The sequence below is a fragment of the Pseudomonas sp. LAIL14HWK12:I10 genome (assembly GCF_900184205.1).
In the GTDB taxonomy this organism is placed as follows: domain Bacteria; phylum Pseudomonadota; class Gammaproteobacteria; order Pseudomonadales; family Pseudomonadaceae; genus Aquipseudomonas; species Aquipseudomonas kermanshahensis.
Genome location: NZ_FXWU01000006.1, coordinates 1 through 19,267 on the forward strand (window position 1 = coordinate 1; position 19,267 = coordinate 19,267).

At 62.8% G+C, this 19,267-nt stretch carries 17 protein-coding genes; 9 read left to right on the top strand and 8 right to left on the bottom strand.

The features are described 5' to 3' along the window. Positions 1–95 precede the first annotated feature (95 nt). The 5 genes from QOS90_RS14685 to QOS90_RS14705 all read left to right on the top strand — a co-directional run bounded on the left by QOS90_RS14685 (position 96) and on the right by QOS90_RS14705 (position 5,684). Positions 96–572: an aromatic-ring-hydroxylating dioxygenase subunit beta gene (locus QOS90_RS14685; protein WP_027593647.1), complete on the top strand. Its 477-nt coding sequence runs from the start codon at positions 96–98 to the stop codon at positions 570–572. A gap of 10 nt (positions 573–582) precedes the next feature. Beyond that, on the top strand, positions 583–1,542 hold the full coding sequence (locus tag QOS90_RS14690) for a PDR/VanB family oxidoreductase (protein ID WP_027593648.1): 960 nt from the start codon (positions 583–585) through the stop codon (positions 1,540–1,542). A gap of 114 nt (positions 1,543–1,656) precedes the next feature. Then, positions 1,657–2,901 carry an OprD family porin gene (locus tag QOS90_RS14695; RefSeq protein WP_027593649.1) on the top strand — a complete coding sequence of 415 codons (1,245 nt, stop codon included), beginning with the start codon at positions 1,657–1,659 and terminating at the stop codon, positions 2,899–2,901. Positions 2,902–2,923: 22 nt separating this feature from the next. After that, a complete protein-coding gene (locus QOS90_RS14700; protein WP_085273351.1) occupies positions 2,924–4,231 on the top strand; it encodes an MFS transporter in 1,308 nt (435 codons plus the stop codon). Between the two features lie 94 nt (positions 4,232–4,325). Beyond that, positions 4,326–5,684, top strand: coding sequence for a spinster family MFS transporter (locus QOS90_RS14705; protein ID WP_085273350.1), 1,359 nt, complete (start codon positions 4,326–4,328; stop codon positions 5,682–5,684). 865 nt (positions 5,685–6,549) lie between these two features. Here QOS90_RS14705 and catA read toward each other — a convergent pair. From catA to QOS90_RS14720, 3 genes are read right to left on the bottom strand one after another with little or no spacing between them, the layout of a single operon-like run. Next, positions 6,550–7,485 carry a catechol 1,2-dioxygenase gene (gene catA, locus QOS90_RS14710; RefSeq protein ID WP_027593652.1) on the bottom strand — a complete coding sequence of 312 codons (936 nt, stop codon included), beginning with the start codon at positions 7,483–7,485 and terminating at the stop codon, positions 6,550–6,552. A gap of 43 nt (positions 7,486–7,528) precedes the next feature. Then, the gene (gene catC / locus QOS90_RS14715) at positions 7,529–7,819 is read right to left on the bottom strand and encodes a muconolactone Delta-isomerase (RefSeq protein ID WP_027593653.1); all 291 of its coding nucleotides are present in this window, start codon (positions 7,817–7,819) and stop codon (positions 7,529–7,531) included. A gap of 32 nt (positions 7,820–7,851) precedes the next feature. Next, on the bottom strand, positions 7,852–8,973 hold the full coding sequence (locus QOS90_RS14720) for a muconate cycloisomerase family protein (RefSeq protein ID WP_085273349.1): 1,122 nt from the start codon (positions 8,971–8,973) through the stop codon (positions 7,852–7,854). Positions 8,974–9,108: 135 nt separating this feature from the next. Here QOS90_RS14720 and QOS90_RS14725 point away from each other — a divergent pair, with 135 nt between their 5' ends. Beyond that, positions 9,109–9,981 carry a LysR family transcriptional regulator gene (locus QOS90_RS14725; protein ID WP_085273348.1) on the top strand — a complete coding sequence of 291 codons (873 nt, stop codon included), beginning with the start codon at positions 9,109–9,111 and terminating at the stop codon, positions 9,979–9,981. Between the two features lie 169 nt (positions 9,982–10,150). Next, positions 10,151–11,482 carry a D-serine ammonia-lyase gene (gene dsdA, locus QOS90_RS14730; RefSeq protein ID WP_085273347.1) on the top strand — a complete coding sequence of 444 codons (1,332 nt, stop codon included), beginning with the start codon at positions 10,151–10,153 and terminating at the stop codon, positions 11,480–11,482. Here dsdA and QOS90_RS14735 read toward each other — a convergent pair. Both QOS90_RS14735 and QOS90_RS14740 read right to left on the bottom strand, forming a co-directional pair. Further along, positions 11,479–12,876, bottom strand: coding sequence for an amino acid permease (locus tag QOS90_RS14735; protein WP_085273346.1), 1,398 nt, complete (start codon positions 12,874–12,876; stop codon positions 11,479–11,481). The genes dsdA and QOS90_RS14735 overlap by 4 nt on opposite strands. Positions 12,877–12,946: 70 nt before the next feature. After that, positions 12,947–13,981, bottom strand: coding sequence for a histone deacetylase family protein (locus QOS90_RS14740; RefSeq protein ID WP_085273345.1), 1,035 nt, complete (start codon positions 13,979–13,981; stop codon positions 12,947–12,949). A gap of 123 nt (positions 13,982–14,104) precedes the next feature. On the opposite strand from QOS90_RS14740, the gene QOS90_RS14745 reads away from it, so the two are divergent. Then, positions 14,105–14,587, top strand: coding sequence for an Lrp/AsnC family transcriptional regulator (locus QOS90_RS14745; RefSeq protein ID WP_027593659.1), 483 nt, complete (start codon positions 14,105–14,107; stop codon positions 14,585–14,587). Between the two features lie 226 nt (positions 14,588–14,813). Here QOS90_RS14745 and QOS90_RS14750 read toward each other — a convergent pair whose 3' ends face one another. Beyond that, positions 14,814–15,725 carry a LysR substrate-binding domain-containing protein gene (locus QOS90_RS14750; protein WP_085273344.1) on the bottom strand — a complete coding sequence of 304 codons (912 nt, stop codon included), beginning with the start codon at positions 15,723–15,725 and terminating at the stop codon, positions 14,814–14,816. A 97-nt stretch (positions 15,726–15,822) separates the two neighbouring features. Here QOS90_RS14750 and QOS90_RS14755 point away from each other — a divergent pair, with 97 nt between their 5' ends. Beyond that, entirely contained in the window at positions 15,823–16,914 is a 1,092-nt protein-coding gene (locus QOS90_RS14755) for a tartrate dehydrogenase (protein ID WP_027593661.1), read from the top strand. A 15-nt stretch (positions 16,915–16,929) separates the two neighbouring features. On the opposite strand, the gene QOS90_RS14760 is transcribed toward QOS90_RS14755, so the two are convergent. Continuing rightward, positions 16,930–17,832, bottom strand: coding sequence for a helix-turn-helix domain-containing protein (locus QOS90_RS14760; protein ID WP_027593662.1), 903 nt, complete (start codon positions 17,830–17,832; stop codon positions 16,930–16,932). Next, entirely contained in the window at positions 17,829–19,241 is a 1,413-nt protein-coding gene (locus QOS90_RS14765) for an aminotransferase (protein WP_027593663.1), read from the bottom strand. Before QOS90_RS14765 ends, QOS90_RS14760 begins: the two co-directional genes overlap by 4 nt. Positions 19,242–19,267 lie beyond the last annotated feature (26 nt).

A 19,267-nucleotide genomic window follows, 5' to 3' on the forward strand; every position in this document is an offset into this window, starting at 1 on the left:
GACGGGCTGGTGTCCGACGTGAGTGCCGAAACCGGCATGCGCGCGGCGTACCAGCAGTGGAAAAAGATGATGTCGGCGTGAGCGTGGAGAACCCTATGAACCTGCAATTGCTGCAAGAAGTCACCGCCTTCATCTGGCAGGAAGGCGACATGCTCGACCACGGCGAGTACGACACCTGGCTCGGCCAATGGACCGAAAAAGGCACGTACATCATTCCCATCGACCCGCGCGAGAGTGACTACGAAAACACCCTCAACTACGCCTACGACGACCACCACATGCGTGGCCTGCGCGTGCAGCGGTTGATCGGCGGCGAGTCGATTTCCACCAGCCCGCAACCACGCACCGTGCGCACGATTTCGCGCTTCCGGGTGCTGGGCGACGACGGCGTCAACGTGACCGTGCGCTGCGCACAGAACGTGCGCGAGTTCCGCAAAGAGAGCCTCAAGCACTACAGCGCCGACCTGACCTACACCCTGGTGCGGGCGCAAGGCAGCTTCAAGATCCACCGCAAGGTGATCAGCCTGATCAACAGTGACGATACCCTCGCCGGTATCGGCTACATCCTCTAGGGCCACGACCATGAGCGAACAACTGCTCGATGTGATCGTGCAAGCCCGCGAAGTGCAAGGCGGCGACGTGGTCGTACTGGAGCTGGCCGCGGTCGACGGCCAGGCCCTGCCGCGCTTTGCGGCAGGCGCCCACGTCGACCTGCACCTGGCGCCCGACCTGGTGCGGCAGTATTCGCTGTGCGGCGACCCCGCGCATGCCAATGTCTACCGCCTGGGCGTGCTCAAGGACAGCCAGTCCCGTGGCGGCTCGGTGGCGGTGCACGAGCAGCTGCAGCCCGGCACGCCAATGCGCATCAGCGCGCCGCGCAACCTGTTCCCACTGGCCAGCGACGCCACGCGCTCGATCTTGCTGGGCGGTGGCATCGGCATCACCCCGATGATCGCCATGGCCCATGCCCTGCATGCCCAAGGTAAGCCGTTCGAGCTGCATTACCGCGGCCGCTCACGCAGCCGCTGCGCGTTCGTCGACGAACTGCTCGGCGCACCGTTCGCGGCCAGCGTGTTCACCCACTTCAGCGATGAAGGCCCTGAGCAGCACCTGGACCTGGCCCAGGTGCTGGGCCCCGCCATGCCTGGCGTGCACCTGTACACCTGCGGCCCAGCGGGCTTCATGGATTGGGTGATCGCGGGGGCGCGCCAGCAAGGCTACGACGACACACACATCCACCACGAGTACTTCCAGGCCGAGGTCGACACCTCGGGCGGCAGTTTCGAAGTGGTCGCCGCACGCAGCGGCAAGACCGTGCAGGTGCAGGAAGGCCAGCCCCTGACCGCCGCCCTGCGCAGTATCGGGATCAAGGTCGAGGTGTCCTGCGAGCAAGGTGTGTGCGGCACCTGCCTGTGCGACGTGCTCGAAGGCGAACCCGACCACCGTGACCACTACCTGACCGAAGAGGAGAAACACACCAACGAGCAGATCGTACTGTGCTGTTCCCGGGCGCGCGGCAAGCGCCTGGTGCTGGATATCTGAAAAACAAAAACAAAAACAATACGTGACAGACAAGCGGGCGCAAGACCTGCAGCCCTTCTGCCCAGTTGCTCGACTGCCCAGGACTTGTACTGATCACACTTCCAGGATTACCCCATGGAACTCAAATGGCCGTTGCGTGCGAAACCGTTTTGCTTGTGTGTGGGCGCCGCATTACCCCTGACGTGCTTGGCCGATGTGGTGGATGACAGCCACCTCTCGCTCAATTTCAGAAACCTCTACCTGAACCGTAACTTCACCAACCCCAGCGCGCCGGTGTCCAAGGTCGGCAACTGGTCGCAGGGCTTCGACCTGCAGTTCGAATCCGGTTACACCGATACCCCCGTGGCGCTCGGTCTCGACCTCAACGGCCAATACGCCGTGCGCCTGGACTCCACCGGCAACGATGGCTCGCTGCCCTTCAGCAAGCACCGCCAGCAGGCCGCCGACGACTACAGCCGCGGCGGTGCGACCCTGAAGGTCAAGTACGCCAATACCAGGGTACTGATCGGCGATCAGAAACCTTTCTACCCCGTCGCCTCCAACGACCCCAGCCGGCAGCTCGACACCATTTACCAGGGCGCGGTGATCGAATCACGCGACATCGACAACCTGACCCTGGTTGGCGGGCGCTTCTGGTCCATCGTCACCCGCGAGTCGTCCAACCATGAGCGCCTCTACCGCTTCGGCACCCGCGACGACCTGGACAGTGATGGCCTGGACTTCGCCGGCGCCACCTACGCCCTGACCCCAGACCTGCAAGCCAGTTACTTCCATGGTGTGCTCAACGACATCTACAAGCAGGACTACGGCGGCATCAAGCACGCCCTGAAGTTCGCCGACGGCTACCAGTTGAAAACCGACGTGGGGTACTTCAACAACCGTGAAGACGGTGCCGCACGCAGCGGCGCCGTGGACAACCGCGCCTACTTCGGCCTGGTCACCCTGGAAAAAAGCGGGCACATGCTGGGCCTGAGCTACCAGCGCATGACCGGCGATACCGTGTTCCCGACGTTGAACGGCTACGTGCCGCAGCTGTGGCTGCCGAACTGGGCGGGCCTGCCGTTCATTCGCCCGGATGAACGCAGCTGGTCGGTGCGTTATGGCTACAACTTCGCCGCCATGGGCCTGCCCGGGCTGAAGCTGTTCACCCGCTACATCAAAGGCACCGACATCGACCGCGGCCCGGGCCTTGCAAGGGACCAGGAAAGCGAGCGCGACATCATGCTCAGCTACGTGATCCAGAGCGGCCCGCTCAAGGACCTGGCCTTCGACCTGAAGAACATGCGTACCCAACAGCAGTACGGCAACGACTACAACGAGTATCGCCTGATCACTTCCTACACCTGGAAGTTCTGGTGACCGGCCCGCATGGAGATGGCTCATGAGTAACCTGAACACCAGCATCACCCGCGATACCGACCCGCGCACCATGCGCCGCATTGTCATCGCCTCGGTCCTGGGCAATGCCCTGGAATGGTATGACTTCTTCCTCTACGGCACGGCCGCAGCACTGATTTTCGCCCCGCTGTTCTTCCCCGCCGGCACCGACCCGGTGCTTGGCACCATGGCCTCGTTTGCCGGTTTCGCCGTGGGCTTTCTGGCACGCCCGCTGGGTGGCCTGATCTTTGGCCATATCGGCGACAAGGCCGGGCGCAAGAAGGCCTTGGTGATGACCCTGGCGATCATGGGTGCGGCAACCTTCGCCATGGGCCTGCTGCCAACCTTCGAACAGGTCGGCTACCTGGCCCCCGCCTGCCTGGTGATCCTGCGCGTGCTGCAAGGCGTTGCCTCGGGCGGCGAATGGGGCGGCGGCGTGCTGCTGCTGAGCGAGAACGCACCCAAGGACCGCGTCGGCTTCTATGCGGCCTGGAGCCAGCTGGGTGTTTCCGGCGGGTTCGTACTGTCTGCCGCTGCGTTCTACCTGGTGCAGATGCTGCCCGTCGAAGACATGATGAGCTGGGGCTGGCGGGTGCCATTTTTGGCCAGCATCCTGATCTTTGGCGTAGGGGTGTACATCCGCCGTCGCCTGCCAGAGAGCAAAGCCTTCGTCGAGGAACAGGCCCAGCAGGACAAGCCCGAGCACATGCCGGCCATGGAAGTGCTGCGCAACCACCCCAAGGCCCTGCTGCAGGCCATGGGTATCCGCATTGCCGAAAACGGCAGCGCCTACCTGTTCCTCGCCTTCACCATCGCCTACGCCAAGTTCACCGGCCTGGATACGCAACTGGTGCTGGCCAGCGTGATGGTGGCGATGATCGTCGAGGCCGGCACCATCGTGTTCTGGGGTTGGCTGTCGGACATCATTGGCCGGCGGGTGGTGTATGCCATCGGCTCGGTCGGTTTGATGGTGCTGGCGTTCCCGTTCTTCTGGATGCTCGATACCCACTCACCGGTGTGGGTGTACCTGGCGGCGTTGCTGGGCATGGCCTTCTGTCACGGCGCGATGATCGGCACCCAGCCGGCGCTGATGGGTGAGCTGTTCCCGGCCAAGGTGCGCTATTCGGGGCTGGCGATGGGGCACGAGATCGCCTCGATCTTCTCCGGCGGCCTGGCGCCACTGGCGGCAACGGCGCTGTTCAGCATTTACAAGGATGCCTGGCCGGTGTCGGTGATGCTCGTGGTGATGGGCGCGATCACCACCCTGGCGGTGATTTCCATCAAGCCACAAGCCTCTGCAGACAATAACTGACCGCGTGTTCAGCCCCTTCGCAGGAGCGGCCTTGGGCTGCGAAGGGGCCATCAGGCTGTCCCCATCAGGGCTGTCCCCTCAGGAACTTGCAAGCATGAATACCCTGACCGAAGCGCAACACCTCAAGCACACCCAAAAACGTTACGTGTACGAATGGTATGTGGTCATCCTGTGCATGGTGGCCTACATCTTCTCGTTCGTTGACCGGCAGATTCTGGCCCTGATGATCGAGCCGATAAAAGCCGACCTGCAGCTGAGCGACACCCAGTTCAGCCTGCTGCACGGCCTGGCGTTTTCGCTGTTCTACGCCTTCATGGGCATGCCCATCGCCTACCTGGCCGACCGCTTTTCGCGGCCACGCATCATCGCGGTCGGGGTGATTTTCTGGAGCTTCGCCACCGCCGCTTGCGGCCTGAGCAAGAACTTCACGCAGATGTTCCTTGCCCGTATCGGCGTGGGCGTCGGCGAAGCGGCCCTGTCGCCTTCGGCCTACTCGATGTTCAGCGACCTGTTCCCGAAGGAAAAGCTCGGCCGTGCAGTGGGCATCTACTCCATCGGCTCGTTCGTCGGTGGCGGCATTGCCTTTCTGGTCGGCGGCTACGTGATCACCTTGCTCAAGGACGCACAGACCATCGAGGTGGCCTTCCTTGGCGCCATGAAGGCCTGGCAACTGGCGTTCTTCATCGTCGGCCTGCCTGGGGTGCTCGTGGGCCTGCTGATCTGGCTGACCGTGCGCAACCCCGAGCGCAAGGGCGCGCAGTTGGACGCCGACGGTAATGTGCGCAAGGTGAAGCTCACCGACGGCCTGCGCTTCATCGGCCGTCACCGGGCCACGTTCAGCTGCCACTACCTGGGCTTCTCGTTCTATGCCATGGCGCTGTTCTGCATGATGAGCTGGACACCGGCGCTGTACATCCGCAAGTTCGGCATGAGCCCCGAGCAAGCCGGCTTCATGCTCGGCACCATCCTGCTGCTGGCCAACACCACGGGCGTGGTGTTCGGCGGTTGGCTGACCGACCACCTTGCCAAGCGCGGCCGCAGCGATGCGGCCATGCGTACCGGGGTCATCGGCGCGCTGGGCATGATCGTGCCGGCCGTGCTGTATTCGCAGGTGGACCAACTGTGGCTGTCGGTGACCCTGCTGGTACCGGCCATGTTCTTCGCCTCGTTCCCCATGCCGGCGTCCACTGCGGCCATACAGATCCTCTCGCCGAACCAGGTGCGTGCGCAGGTATCGGCGGTGTTCCTGCTGATCAGTAACCTGCTGGGCCTGGGCTTGGGCACCACGCTGGTGGCGCTGATCACCGACCGCTACTTCGGCGTACCGGCTGCGGTCGGTTCTTCGATGTCGATTGTCAGCTTCGTCGCGTCGTTGCTGGCCATCGTGTTGCTGGCTAAAGGCTGCAAGTGCTTCCGCCACAGCATGCAGCGTGAGCACCCCGTCGCGGCCTGAAGTGTTGGCCACATAGGCCAGCATGACCCGATTGTAGTCGGGGGCACTGGGTGGCAGGCTCGGCATTTTCAGCGCCTATCAGATCGAGCGCCGCCCGCGCGGCGCTCGTTATCCGCCCCACCTCCAAGCCTAAGGCAAGCACCTGGCCGCCTTCACCCTGTCTGCCGACAAGCACATAGCAGCCCACTCCCCCAATATTCCGTGTAAACGCAAAAAAGCCCAGACCCTCCCCGCACGGAAAGGCCCAGGCATAAACGGTGAATACTGTGGAGGCTGGCGTGTGGAGGAGCAGCCTTGCGCTGCGAAGAGGCCGGTGACAGCAGCGGAGATTTACTGTGTTTTCACCGGCCTCTTCACAGCACAAGGCTGCTCCTACACGGGTTGAGCGTCAGCCGAGCGCCACCTTCAAACGCAAGACAACACTTTCTTTTCCCACACCACATGTGGCACACAAAAAAGCCCGGACCCTCCCCGCACGGAAAGGCCCAGGCATAAAACGTGAAACCTGTGGAGGCTGGCGTGGAGCAGCCTTGCGCTGCGAAGAGGCCGGTGACAGCAGCGTAGATTTACTGTGTTTTCACCGGCCTCTTCGCAGCACAAGGCTGCTCCTACACGGGTTGAGCGTCAGCCCAGCGCCACCTCCAAACGCAAGACAACACTTTCTTTTCCCACACCACATGTGGCACACAAAAAAGCCCGGACCCTCCCCGCACGGAAAGGCCCAGGCATAAACGGTGAAACCTGTGGAGGCTGGCGTGTGGGGGAGCAGCCTTACGCTGCGAAGAGGCCGGTGACAGCAGCGGAGATTTACTGTGTTTTCACCGGCCTCTTCGCAGCACAAGGCTGCTCCTACAAAGGTTGAGCTTTAGCCGTCTTGCAACGCACGCGGGCGATGGCTGCGGGTTTCGGCCTCAGGCGCCTGCGCAGCCTGCAACGTGAAGTCGAAGGCCAACTCGGCGAAACGCTCCCCTTGCACACCCCGATCATGCGCCGCCGCCGCATCCTCGACAAAGCGCAGGTCACCGATCAGACCATCACGGGTGGCATAGGCAAAGTCATCCCACAGGTATTGGTCACCGGCGAAGTTGATCTGCGTGGTCAGGTGGCGATGCCCCGGCGCGGAGATGAAGAAGTGCACGTGCGCCGGGCGCTGGCCGTGGCGGCCAAGCAAGTCCAGGCACTCCTGAGTTGGCCCCTGCGGGTCGCAACCATAACCGGACGGCACGATGGAGCGGGCGCGGTAGCGGCCCTCTGCGTCAGTCATGATGCGTCGGCGCAGGTTGTACTCGGACTGGGTCGAATCGAAGTACGAATAGGTGCCCTGGGTGTTGGCGTGCCAGAGATCGACGGTAGCGCCTGCCAGCGGCTTGCCGTCGGCGCCGAATACCTGGCCTTGAAGGAACATCACTACGCCGGGGTCGGTGCCATCGTCCATGCGTGCTTCGCCTTGGCTAAGCGGCGCGCCTGCAACGTACAGCGGGCCTTCAATGGTGCGCGGGGTACCGCCGGTCAGGCCCGCTTCGGCATCCTTGGCGTCTTGCAGCAGGTCGATGAAGTGCTCGATCCCCAGGCCCGCTGCCAGCAGGCCCGCCTCGTTACGGCCGCCCAGGCGGTTGAGGTAGTCGACGGCATGCCAGAACTCGTCCTCGCTCACTTCCAGGTCTTCGATCAGACGGGCAGTGTCCTGCAGCACGCGCAGGATGATCTGCTTGAAACGCGGGTTACCCTCGGCGTGCCCAAGGCCTGCGACTTCTTCGAAAAACGACTGGATCTCGGCAGTGTGGGAAATTTTCACGGTCATTTTGCTTACCTCATCTTGTTCTTGTCAGGTAGTCAGGGACGAATCAGCGGTCGTCACTGTGGATCGACGACGGGTGGCGGCACAAGCCGTCCACCTCGATCTCCATGTACGGGAACAGCGGCAGTTGCATCAGGGTGTCGTGCAGGGCCTCGACGCTTGCCACATCGAACACGCTGTAGTTGGCGTAGTGCCCGGCAATGCGCCACAGGTGGCGCCAGGTACCTTCTTGTTGAAGGCGCTGGGCCAGTTCCTTTTCATCGGCCTTGAGCTTGGCGGCCTTGGCCGGGTCCATGTCGACCGGCAGTTTCACGGTCATCTTCACGTGGAACAGCATGCGGGTTCTCCTTAAGGCGTTGAATGTACAGTTCAGCGGCGGGCGAAGCGCGCCAGGCGCTGCTCGTCCAGGGTCAGGCCAAGGCCTGGCGTGCGTGGAATGTGCAGCTGGAAGTCGTGGTACTGCGGCGGCTCGTTGACGATCTCTTCGGTCAGCAGCAGCGGCCCGAACAGCTCGGTGCCCCAGGTCAGCTGGCGCAAGGTGAGGAACGCGTGGGCCGAAGCCAGGGTGCCGATCGAGCCTTCAAGCATGGTCCCGCCGTACAGGGCGATACCGGCCGCTTCGGCGATTTGCGCTGTGCGCAGCACTGCACGTGGGCCGCCGTTCTTGGCGATTTTCAGAGCGAAGATGCTGGCCGCACCGTCGGCGGCCAGGCTGAAGGCGTCTTCGACGCTTTCGATCGATTCGTCGGCCATGATCGGCGCTGGGCTGCGCTGGTTGAGACGCACCTGGCCGCCGCGGTTGATCCGCGAAATGGGCTGTTCGATGAGGTCAATACCGTTGTCGCCGAGCACCTGGCAGGCGCGCAGGGCCTGGGACTCGTCCCAGTACTGGTTGACGTCGACCCGCACGCTGGCGCTGTCACCCAGCTCGCGCTTGATCGCCACCACGTGCTTGAGGTCCTGCTCCACCGGGTTGGCGCCGATCTTCAGCTTGAACACACGGTGGCGACGGATCTCCAGCATGTGCTGGGCTTCGGCGATATCACGGGCGGTATCGCCGCTGGCCAGCGTCCAGGCCACTTCCAGGCTGTCGCGTACTCGGCCGCCCAGCAGTTCGCTGACCGGCAGGCCCAGGCGCTTGCCCTGGGCATCGAGCAAGGCGCTTTCGAGCCCCGACTTAGCAAAGGTGTTGCCCTTGGCCAGCTTGTCCAGCTTGAGCATGGCGGCGTTGATGTTGTCAGCCGGCAGGCCGATCAGCGCCGGTGCCAAGTGTGCGTCGATATTGGCCTTGATGCCCTCGGGGCTTTCGTAGCCGTAGGTCAGGCCACCGATGGTGGTTGCCTCGCCGATACCTTCGACGCCGTCGCTGCAACGCACGCGCAATACCACCAGGGTTTGCTGCTGCATAGTGTGCATGGCCAGCTTGTGCGGGCGAATGGTCGGCAGGTCGACGATAATTGCATCTATACGTTCAATCAGGGTGTTTGTCATTGTTGCCAGGTCCCGTCAGATCGGACCGCAGATGGCAGACCCGATAGTTGCACTTACTTGATTGATCAAGCATTGCGCGAGACCCTGATACCCGTCCAATATCAAATGAATCTCCCACCATACCCTGGAGGTCTGATGGAACTGCGCCACCTTCGCTACTTCAAGGTGCTGGCCGAAACGCTGAACTTCACCCGTGCCGCTGAGCTGCTGCATATCGCCCAGCCGCCGCTAAGCCGGCAGATCAGCCAGCTCGAGGAGCAGCTCGGCACGCTGCTGGTGCTGCGTGAGCGCCCGCTGCGCCTGACCGAAGCCGGGCGGTTCTTCTATGAACAGACCTGCACCCTGCTCCAGCAACTGGAAAACATCAGCGACAACACCCGCCGTATCGGCCACGGGCAACGCCAGTGGCTGGGCATCGGTTTTGCTCCCTCGACCTTGTACACCGTGCTGCCAGCGCTGATCCGCGAACTGCGCCAGGACAACGAGCTGGAACTGGGGTTGAGCGAAATGACCACGCTGCAGCAGGTCGAGGCACTCAAGAGTGGCCGCATCGACATCGCCTTCGGCCGTATTCGTATCGATGACTCGGCCATCCTCCAGCAGGTGCTGTGCGAAGACCCCTTGGTCGCGGTATTGCCCAAGGGCCACCCGATGGCAGGCACCCCACTGACCCTCGCGCAACTGGCCAAGGAGCCGTTCATTCTGTACCCGGCCAACCCCAGGCCCAGCTATGCCGACCATGTGCTGGCCCTGTTCGCCCACCACGGCATGACCCTGAAGATCAGCCAGTGGGCCAACGAACTGCAAACGGCCATCGGCCTGGTGGCCGTCGGGCTCGGCGTGACCCTGGTGCCGGCGTCGGTGCAACAGCAGCACCGCACGGATATCGAGTATGTCAGCTTGCTGGACACCAGCGCCGTCAGCCCGATCATCCTAAGCCGTCGCAAGGGCGATGTGAGCCCGATCGTGCAACGGTGCCTGGCGTTGATTGCACAACAGGCGACGTGATGGGCTGCGCTGTCACATCGAGAGCGACCAGTGGGAGCACCAACACCACCGTGATTTACATTAACTGGCCAAGCTTGGAGCCCTTTCCGACCGGTCCGGCGCCCCGGCACGGCCACTCTTACAAGAGCCAGCAGCCCCCTGGCAATCCCCACCAGCACAGGAACAACGCATGATTCACGGCAAAACGCTAGACGCTTGGTACGCCTCTCACCCGCGGGTCGAGGACTTGGTCGCGCTGCGCGAAACCTGCTGGTTCAACCCTGGCATCGTGCCCACCGCACAAGCCCTGGGCGACGTCGGCCTCACTGCCACCGACGTCAGCGCAGCCAGTGCCCGGCTGCAGCGGTTTGCACCGTACCTGGCCGAGGTGTTCCCCGACACCGCCGCGTCTGGCGGCATCATCGAGTCGCCGATTCGCCCGCTGCCTGCCCTGCAGCACACCTTGCTGCAAGAGGCTGGTCTTGCCCAAGGCGGTGCGCTGTGGCTCAAGGCCGACAGCGAGCTGCCGATTTCCGGCTCGATCAAGGCCCGCGGCGGCATCCACGAAGTGCTCAAGCATGCCGAAGACTTGGCCCTGGCGGCCGGGCTGATCACCCTGGACAGCGATTACCGAGTACTGGCCAGCGATGACGCCCGGCAATTTTTCAGCCAGTACAAGGTAGCGGTTGGCTCGACCGGCAACCTCGGGCTGTCGATCGGCATCATGAGCGCGCGGCTGGGTTTCCAGGCCACGGTGCACATGTCGTCAGATGCGCGGCAGTGGAAAAAGGACAAGCTGCGCGCCAACGGCGTGAGCGTGATCGAATACCCCTCCGACTACAGCGTTGCGGTGGAACAAGGCCGCCAGCAAGCAGCAGCGGACCCTACTTGCTACTTCGTCGATGATGAAAACTCGCCTCACCTGTTCCTCGGTTATGCCGTGGCTGCCGAACGCTTGCAGGGCCAGTTCAAGGCCGCCGGCATCAAGGTCGATGCCGAGCACCCGCTGTTCGTCTACCTGCCCTGCGGCGTGGGTGGCGGGCCTGGCGGGGTGGCGTTCGGCTTGAAGCTGCTGTTTGGTGATCACGTGCACTGCGTCTTCGCCGAACCCACCCATTCGCCCTGCATGTTCCTTGGCGTGTACACCGGGCTGCATGACGAAACCAGCGTGCAGGACTTCGGCATCGACAACGCCACCGCAGCCGATGGCCTGGCGGTAGGCCGCCCTTCCGGCTTTGTCGGCAAGGCCATGCAGCGCCTGCTCGATGGCTACTACACGGTCACGGACGAGCGGCTGTACCAATTGCTGGTGCTGGCCCATGACCTGGAGCAGGTACGCCTCGAGCCCTCGGCGCTGGCTGGCATGCCTGGCATGGTGCAGGTACTGCAAGCAACGCAGTACCTGGCGCGCATGGGGCTGAAGGCGCAGCACATGGCCAACGCCACCCACTTGGTGTGGGGCACCGGTGGCAGCATGGTGCCGGATGACGAATATGCCGCCTACCTGGCCAAGGGGCGTTAGGCCTTGCGCCGACGATAAGCCACAAGCAGAAAGACAAACCACAACGGCATCACGCACAGGGCCATCCGCGTATCCGGCTCAAGGGCCAGAAGCAAAAGCACGAAGCCGAGGAAGCCCAGCGAGGTGACGGCCATCGGCACGCCACCCGGCAGCTTGAACTTCGACGCCTGGTGCGCGGCCGGGTTGTGCTTGCGGTAGGCGATGTACGCGGCGAGGATCATCGACCAGGTGAAGATCACCAGAATCGCCGAGATGGTCGAAATCAGCGTGAACACCGTCATCACCTCGGGGATGATAAACAGCAGGGCCAACCCGGCCAGCATGCACATCGCCGAAAACAGCAAACTGTGCACCGGCACGCTGAGGGCCGAAAGCCTGGCAAAGATGGCGGGTGCATTACGCCGCTCGGCCAGGCCAAACAGCATTCGGCAGCCGGAATAGACGCCGCTGTTGGCAGAGGATGCCGCCGACGTCAGCACCACGAAGTTGAGCATGCCGGCAGCGGCGGGAAAGCCGGCCAACAGGAACAGCTCGACGAAGGGGCTGCGGTTGGCCGGCACTTCTGCCCACGAGACCACGCTAATGATGCACACCAGCGCCAGGATGTAGAACAGCAGGATGCGTAAAGGAATGGTGTTGATGGCCTTGGGCAGCGAACGGTGCGGGTTCTTTGCCTCGGCGGCGGTGGTACCGATCAGCTCGGTGCCAGCGAAGGAAAACACGGCAATCTGGAAGCCTGCGAAAAACCCACTGATGCCATGGGGCAGCACCGCGCCGGGCGCCACCACGTTGGACAGCGAGGCCACCACGCCATTGGGTGACACATAGGCAGTGGCGATCATCACCGCTGCGGTGATGATCAGCGTGACGATGGCCACGATCTTGATGATCCCGAACCAGAACTCCACTTCGCCGAAGATCCGCACCGCCAACATGTTCAGCCCAAGCAGCACGAACAGGGTGAAGAACGCCGGTATCCACGCGGGCACATCCGCATACCAGTACTGGAAGAACCCCGCCACGACCACCACGTCGCCGACCACCGCCACGCTCCAGCTCAGCCAGTAGGACCAGCTCAGCACGAAGCCGGCGCGCGGGCCCAGGTAGTGGGCGACGATGTCGGCGAACGATTTGAAACGCAGGTCAGAAAGCAGCAGCTCGCCCATGGCACGCATGACGAAGAACACGAAAAAACCGAGGATCGCGTAGACCAGCAGAATGGAGGTACCGGACAGCGCGATGACCTTGCCCGAGCCCATGAACAAGCCGGTGCCGATGGCGCCACCAATGGAGATCAGCTGGATATGGCGGTTTTCCAGCGTGCGTTTGAGGTGCCCGTCTTGGGCTGAGTCTGTAGGTTTGCTTTGATCAAGGCTTGCGGACATGTCTTGCATGAGCGACCTCTTTTTATTGTGGGTATCAGGGCTTTCGAACAAGGCCCGCGCAGGGCCTTGCCGCGGTGTGCTATCGAACCGCGCCTTCGAACCCTTGCAGCGTGTTCACGGCATTGATGCCGATTTCATCGACCATGTAGCCGCCCTCCATCACGAACAGCGTCGGGATGCCTATGCGTGCGATCTCGGCGCCTAGGCGCAGGAAGTCTTCGCTGGTGAGCTTGAAGTGGCTGATCGGGTCGTCCTCGAAGGTATCGACGCCAAGCGACACGACAAGAAAGTCCGGCTGGTGCGCGACAACGCGCTTGAGCGCGTCCTGCAACGCCAACCGGTACTGCGCCCAGAGGGTGCCTTTGCCCAGCGGGTAGTTGGCATTGAAGCCCTCGCCGGCCCCCGCGCCCTGTTCGTGGGCATAGCCGGAGAAGTACGGGTAGGACACATGCGGATCACCGTGGATCGAGGCGAAAAACACATCGGGGCGGTCATAGAAAATGTTCTGCGTGCCGTTGCCGTGGTGGAAATCCACGTCCAGCACGGCCACGCGCCGTGCACCCTGGCTCAGGCAGCGTTCGGCGGCAATGGCGGCATTGTTGAGGTAGCAATAGCCGCCCATGTATTCGCGGGCAGCATGGTGCCCTGGGGGACGGCACAGGGCGAAGGCACTGGGCGCGCCATCGATTACACGCTGCATGCCGGTCAGTGCCACGTTGGCACTGCTGCGCACGGCTTCCCAGGTGCCGCCGGTAATCGGCGCGCCGGCGTCCATGGCGTAGAAGCCCAGTTTGCCATCGATGAAGCCCGGCTCCCGGTCGATAGCCAGGTCGCGCACCGGCCATACCAGCGGCAGCGCATCATGGGTCTTGCCGGTGGCGGTCCATTCTGCCCAGGCATTTTCCAGAAAGCTTACATAGCGCTCGCTGTGCGCCGCGACATAGCAGGCACGGTCGAACGATTGCTCGGCGATGACATCGCCCAGGCCTGTGGACTGCACACGCGCCAGCACGGTATCGGCACGCTGAGGGTTCTCGAATGACGGCGTGATGGCCCCGTCCTTGAGCTCGGAGCCATGGTGCAAGCGGTGTTTGTTGCTAAAGACTGTCAGCACGCGAATGTCCTTTTTCAAGGTGGTATCGGATAACCAATTTTCGCGACAGACCGCTGAAAATGCTTTGCTTTATGCTCAGCCAAACCGGATGCTTGAGCGAAACATTCACCCGGTAGCCCCATAATGAGCAAAGCCTTTGCTTACGAAGAACTGGACGAAGTAGACCGCGAACTGCTGCGCCTGCTGCAGGAGGACGGCACCTTGTCCAGCGCCGCCTTGGGCGAGCGCCTGTCGATGACCGTGACGCCCTGCTGGCGCAGGCGCAAACGCCTGGAGGAGCTGGGCCTGATCAAGGACTACCAGGCCAACCTGGACCGCAAGAAACTGGGTTATGACGTCATGGCCTTCGCCCAGGTGCGCTTCGGCAACCATTCGGCCGAAGCACCTGACGACTTCGAGCAGGTGATTCTGAAATTGCCGCAGGTATTGTCCTGCCACAAGGTCACGGGTGAGGCTGATTACGTATTGACGGTGCTGGCGACCGACCTGGAAAGCTATGGCCGTTTCGTCGAAGACGTGTTGCGGCGGCAACCTGGCATAGCGTCGATCCAGTCGAGCCTGGCCCTGCGGGAAATCAAGGCGGTTAGCCGGATACCGGTGAGGTAGGCGTTGGTTGCCTGACTTGGTTTTTGGGGCTTTTATGAGATCGGGCGCCGCACGCGCGGCGCTTCGCAGCACAAGGCTGCTCCTACATTTTTTCGGGCCAATTATTCCTGAGGCGGTCGCGCGCGCTGGTACAGGCGTTGCGAAACAACTGTAGGAGCAGCCTTGTGCTGCGAAGCGCCGCGCGTGCGGCGCTCGATCGCATAGGCGCCACAACACGAAAGCCCGGCTACCCTGGCAACCTATACCGCTCGGCAAAATACTGCCGGAAGAAATCCACCGCCACCCGCACCTTGGCCGAACTGGCCAGCGGCGAGGTGTACACGGCCCAGATATCGGCAGGCTGGTGATAGTCACTCAGGACTTGCACCAAGCGCCCATCCTGCAGGCTGTCGTGCACATCCCACCAGGAACGCAGCAATATCCCACGCCCGTCCAGGCACCACTGGTGGGCCACCTCGCCGTGGTTGCTCGACAAGCCCCCGGTCACCCGCACGCTCTCTTCGCCATCAGGGCCCACGAGCTGCCAGATACCAAACGGGTGGTCGCGCTCCTTGATCACCAAGCAGTCATGGCTGCCCAGGTCGGCCAGCACTTTCGGTGTGCCTTGCCGCGCCAGGTACGCAGGTGAAGCACAGAGCACTCGCCGGTTCTTGGCCAGCAACTTGGCGATCAGATTGGGCGCGATGGTATTGCCCACGCGGATGTCCAGGTCGACCCCCTCCTCGATCAGGTCCACCAGGCGGTCATGCACATCCAGCCGAATATCCAGACGCGGGTAGCGCTCGGCCAGTTCCGACAAGGCCGGGGCCACGAACCTGCGCCCCAGGCCCAAGCTGCTGGCGATGCGCAGTTGCCCTGCCGGTTCGCGGTGCTGGGCACTGATGTCATCGCCCATGCGCTGCACCGCATCGAAAATCTGCAGCGCCCACTGGTACACCCGCTCACCCTCTTCGCTGATCGTCACCCGCCGCGTGGTGCGGTGCAGCAAACGCACCTCCAGGTTTTGCTCGAGCACGCGAATGCGTTTGCTGATGTACGCCGCCGACATGCCCAGTTCGTCGGCCACGGCGGCAAAGCTGGCGCGCTTGGCCACCTGCAGAAAGATATTGAGGTCATCGAGGTTGGGCAGATTATTCACGTTTCGTGTTCCAAGAATCCATGAAAGGCTGGATTATCTCCGATTGAAGGCCTTATAGCATGGCTCGCACCTGTTCCCTAGCCAACGAGTGCGCCCCATGACCAAGACATTCAGAATCGCAGCCATCCCCGGTGACGGCATCGGCACCGAAGTGCTCCCCGAAGGCATTCGCGTGGTCGAGGCTGCTGCTCGCAAGCACGGCCTGGCCATCAGCTTCGAGTTCTTCGAGTGGGCCAGCTGCGATTACTACCTGGCCCACGGCAAGATGATGCCGGACGACTGGTTCGAGCAGCTCAAAGGCTTCGACGCCCTGTACTTCGGCGCAGTCGGCTGGCCCGACAAGGTCCCGGACCACATCTCGCTGTGGGGCTCGCTGCTCAAGTTCCGCCGCGACTTCGACCAGTACGTGAACATTCGCCCGGTGCGCCTGTTCCCGGGCGTGCCGTGCCCGCTGGCCGGCCGCGCACCCGGCGACATCGACTTCGTGGTGATCCGCGAGAACACCGAAGGCGAGTACTCGTCCATGGGCGGGCGCATGTTCGAAGGCACCGAAAACGAGATTGTGCTGCAAGAATCGGTGTTCACCCGCCGTGGGGTCGACCGCATCCTCAAATACGCCTTCGACGTGGCACAAACCCGCGCGCGCAAGCACGTCACCTCGGCCACCAAGTCCAACGGCATGGCCGTGAGCATGCCGTACTGGGACGAACGCACCGCAGCCATGGCTGCCAATTATCCGGAAATCAGCTGGGACAAGCAGCACATTGATATCCTCTGCGCCCGCTTCGTGCTGCAACCGGACCGCTTCGACGTGGTCGTGGCCTCTAACCTGTTCGGCGACATCCTTTCCGACCTCGGCCCGGCCTGCGCAGGCACCATCGGCATCGCCCCTTCGGCCAACCTCAACCCCGAACGCAAGTTCCCGTCCCTGTTCGAACCGGTACACGGCTCGGCGCCGGACATCTTCGGCAAGAACATCGCCAACCCGATCGCGATGATCTGGTCCGGAGCGCTGATGCTCGAATTCCTCGGCAACGACGGTGCCGACCCGCGCTACCGCGCCGCTCACGATGAGATCCTCAAGGCCATCGAGCAGGTTATCGCCGCAGGCAATACCACCCGCGACATGGGCGGGCACAAGTCCACCCAGGAGGTCGGCCGGGCCATCACTGCCCTGATCGAGGCCTGACGCCCAGGGCCGCGCCTACAACGCCAGGGTGTGCTCGACGGCACCCTGGCGCAACCAGTCGATAAACCGCGCAAACAGCTCCGACTGTGAATTGATCTCAAGCTTCAGGTACAAATTCTTGCGGTGCATGCGCACGGTCTCCGGCGAGATCCCCAACTCCACCGCCGTGGACTTCACCGAGTGCCCGCGCAAGATCATGTGCGCCACTTCACGCTCACGATCCGTAAGCACCTGGCAGCCAAAACTCTCGAACGCTGCCTGTACGCTGCCCCGTTCGGCCGAGGCCGTGGCAGGTTCAAGGTTGTAGCGGGCATAACGCACCAGCAGCTCGCGCACCATGGGCTCGACCGCCCGCAACAGGTCGATCTGCCCGCTGCTCAAACGCGTGCCACTGCACCCCTGAAACAAGCTGAACGAAAGCTTGCGGCCCTCGCTGAGGTCGACGATGTAGTAACTGTCTTCACTGCAGCCGGTGCCCAGGTAGTAGGCCTTGTAGTAGTCGCTGTCGAAGAAGTTGTCCGGGGCGATTTCCTGCAAGTGATAGAACCCTTCGGCCAAGCCACTCTGCACGGCCAGGCAAAAGGGATCGAGCAGGTAGCCCGCGCTGAAGTAACGCTCGAGCACCGCATCACGATGCACCTCGGGGATGCCCTGCTTGTACAGCAGGCGCGGTGCACGCCCCTGGCATTCGAGGCTGATCATCATCGACTCGACCTGCACCAGTTGGCTGATCGCAGCCGCCACGTAGCTCAGGGCATCGCCTGATTCACAGTGGGCGAGCGCACGCTGCAGCGCTGCATGCCAGTGCTGCAGCGCCCCCAGCGAGAGGGTGAGCGGAGTGTCGGAAGTGGCCTGGGTCATGCCCGGCAGTCTAGCCTGCCAGGCACGCCCACGCACAGCCCTTTGCGCCAGGCTCATCGCCCTTGGTACAGCCCTTGCGCGGTCAGTTCGCGCGCCGTTTCGATGATGCACTGGCGCAGGGTTTCGACGATCTCGTCGACTTGCGCATGCGTGATGATCAACGGCGGCGACATCACGTTCAGGTGCATGATCGGCCGCACCAGCAGCCCCTTGGCCTGGGCTTTGCTGTGGATGCGCTCACCGATGTTGACCGCATCAGGGAACAGCGCCTTGCTGGCTTTATCGGCAACGAACTCGACACAGGCCATCAGTTTCAGGCAACGCACATCCCCCACCAAAGGCAGGTCGCGCAAGGTTTGCAGCCGTTGCTCCAGGTAGCTGCCCACGTCCTTGACGTGCGCCAGCAACTGCTCGCGTTCGATGATTTCGATGTTCTTCAATGCCGCCGTGCAGCACACCGGGTGCCCGCTGTAGGTGAACCCGTGGGTGAAGCAGCGGCCCTTGCCCGGCTCGGCGATCACCTGCCAGATCCGCTCGGAGAAGATGCACGCGCCCAGCGGCAGGTAGGCCGAGGTCAGGCCTTTGGCGGTGGTGATGATGTCTGGCGTGACACCGAACAGTTCCTCGCTGGCGAAGAAGGTGCCCAGGCGACCGAACGAGGTCACCACCTCGTCGGCGACGAACAGGATGTCGTAGGTCTGGCACACCTGCCACATGCGCTCGAAGTAGCCCTTGGGCGGGATGATCACCCCGCCCGAGCCCATGATCGGCTCGGCGAAGAACGCCGCCACGTTGTCGGCGCCCAGGGAGAGGATCTTGTCCTCGAACTCGGCCACCAGGAAGTCGAGGAACTCGGCCTCGTCCATGTCGTCCGGGGCACGGTACGGGTTGGGGTTGGAGACATGGTGGATCAAGTCATGGGCGTAATCGAACTCTGGCACGCGGTCGGCAGCCTTGTTACCAATCGCCATGGTCAGGGTGGTGGAGCCGTGATAGGCGTTGTAGCGCGCGATCACGTGCTTCTTGTGCGGCTTGCCCCGGCAGTTCTGGTAGTACTGAATCAGCCGGTAGGCGGTATCGACGGCGGTAGAGCCACCGGTGGTGAGAAACACGTGGTCGAGGTCACCTGGCGCCAGTTGCGCGAGTTTCTGGCACAGCGCGATGGCGACGTCATTGGCCATGTCGGAGAACGGGTTGGAGTAGGCCAGCTTGCGCACCTGGTCGGCAATGGCCAGGGCCATCTCTTCACGGCCCAGGCCGATGTTGGTGCACCACATGCCGCCGACCGCATCGAGAAAACGGTTGCCGTGGGTATCGCGAATATAGGCGCCCTCACCTGCGACGATGTTCAGCGCACCTTGCTCGCGGTGCTCGTCGAACACATGGTAGCCGTGCATGTAGTGGGCCTTGTCGGCGTCCACCAGTGGGTCGTGGGCAATGGCGAATGCTTTGCTGGGTGTGGCCATGGGCAGCTCCTTGGCGGAAATCGGTT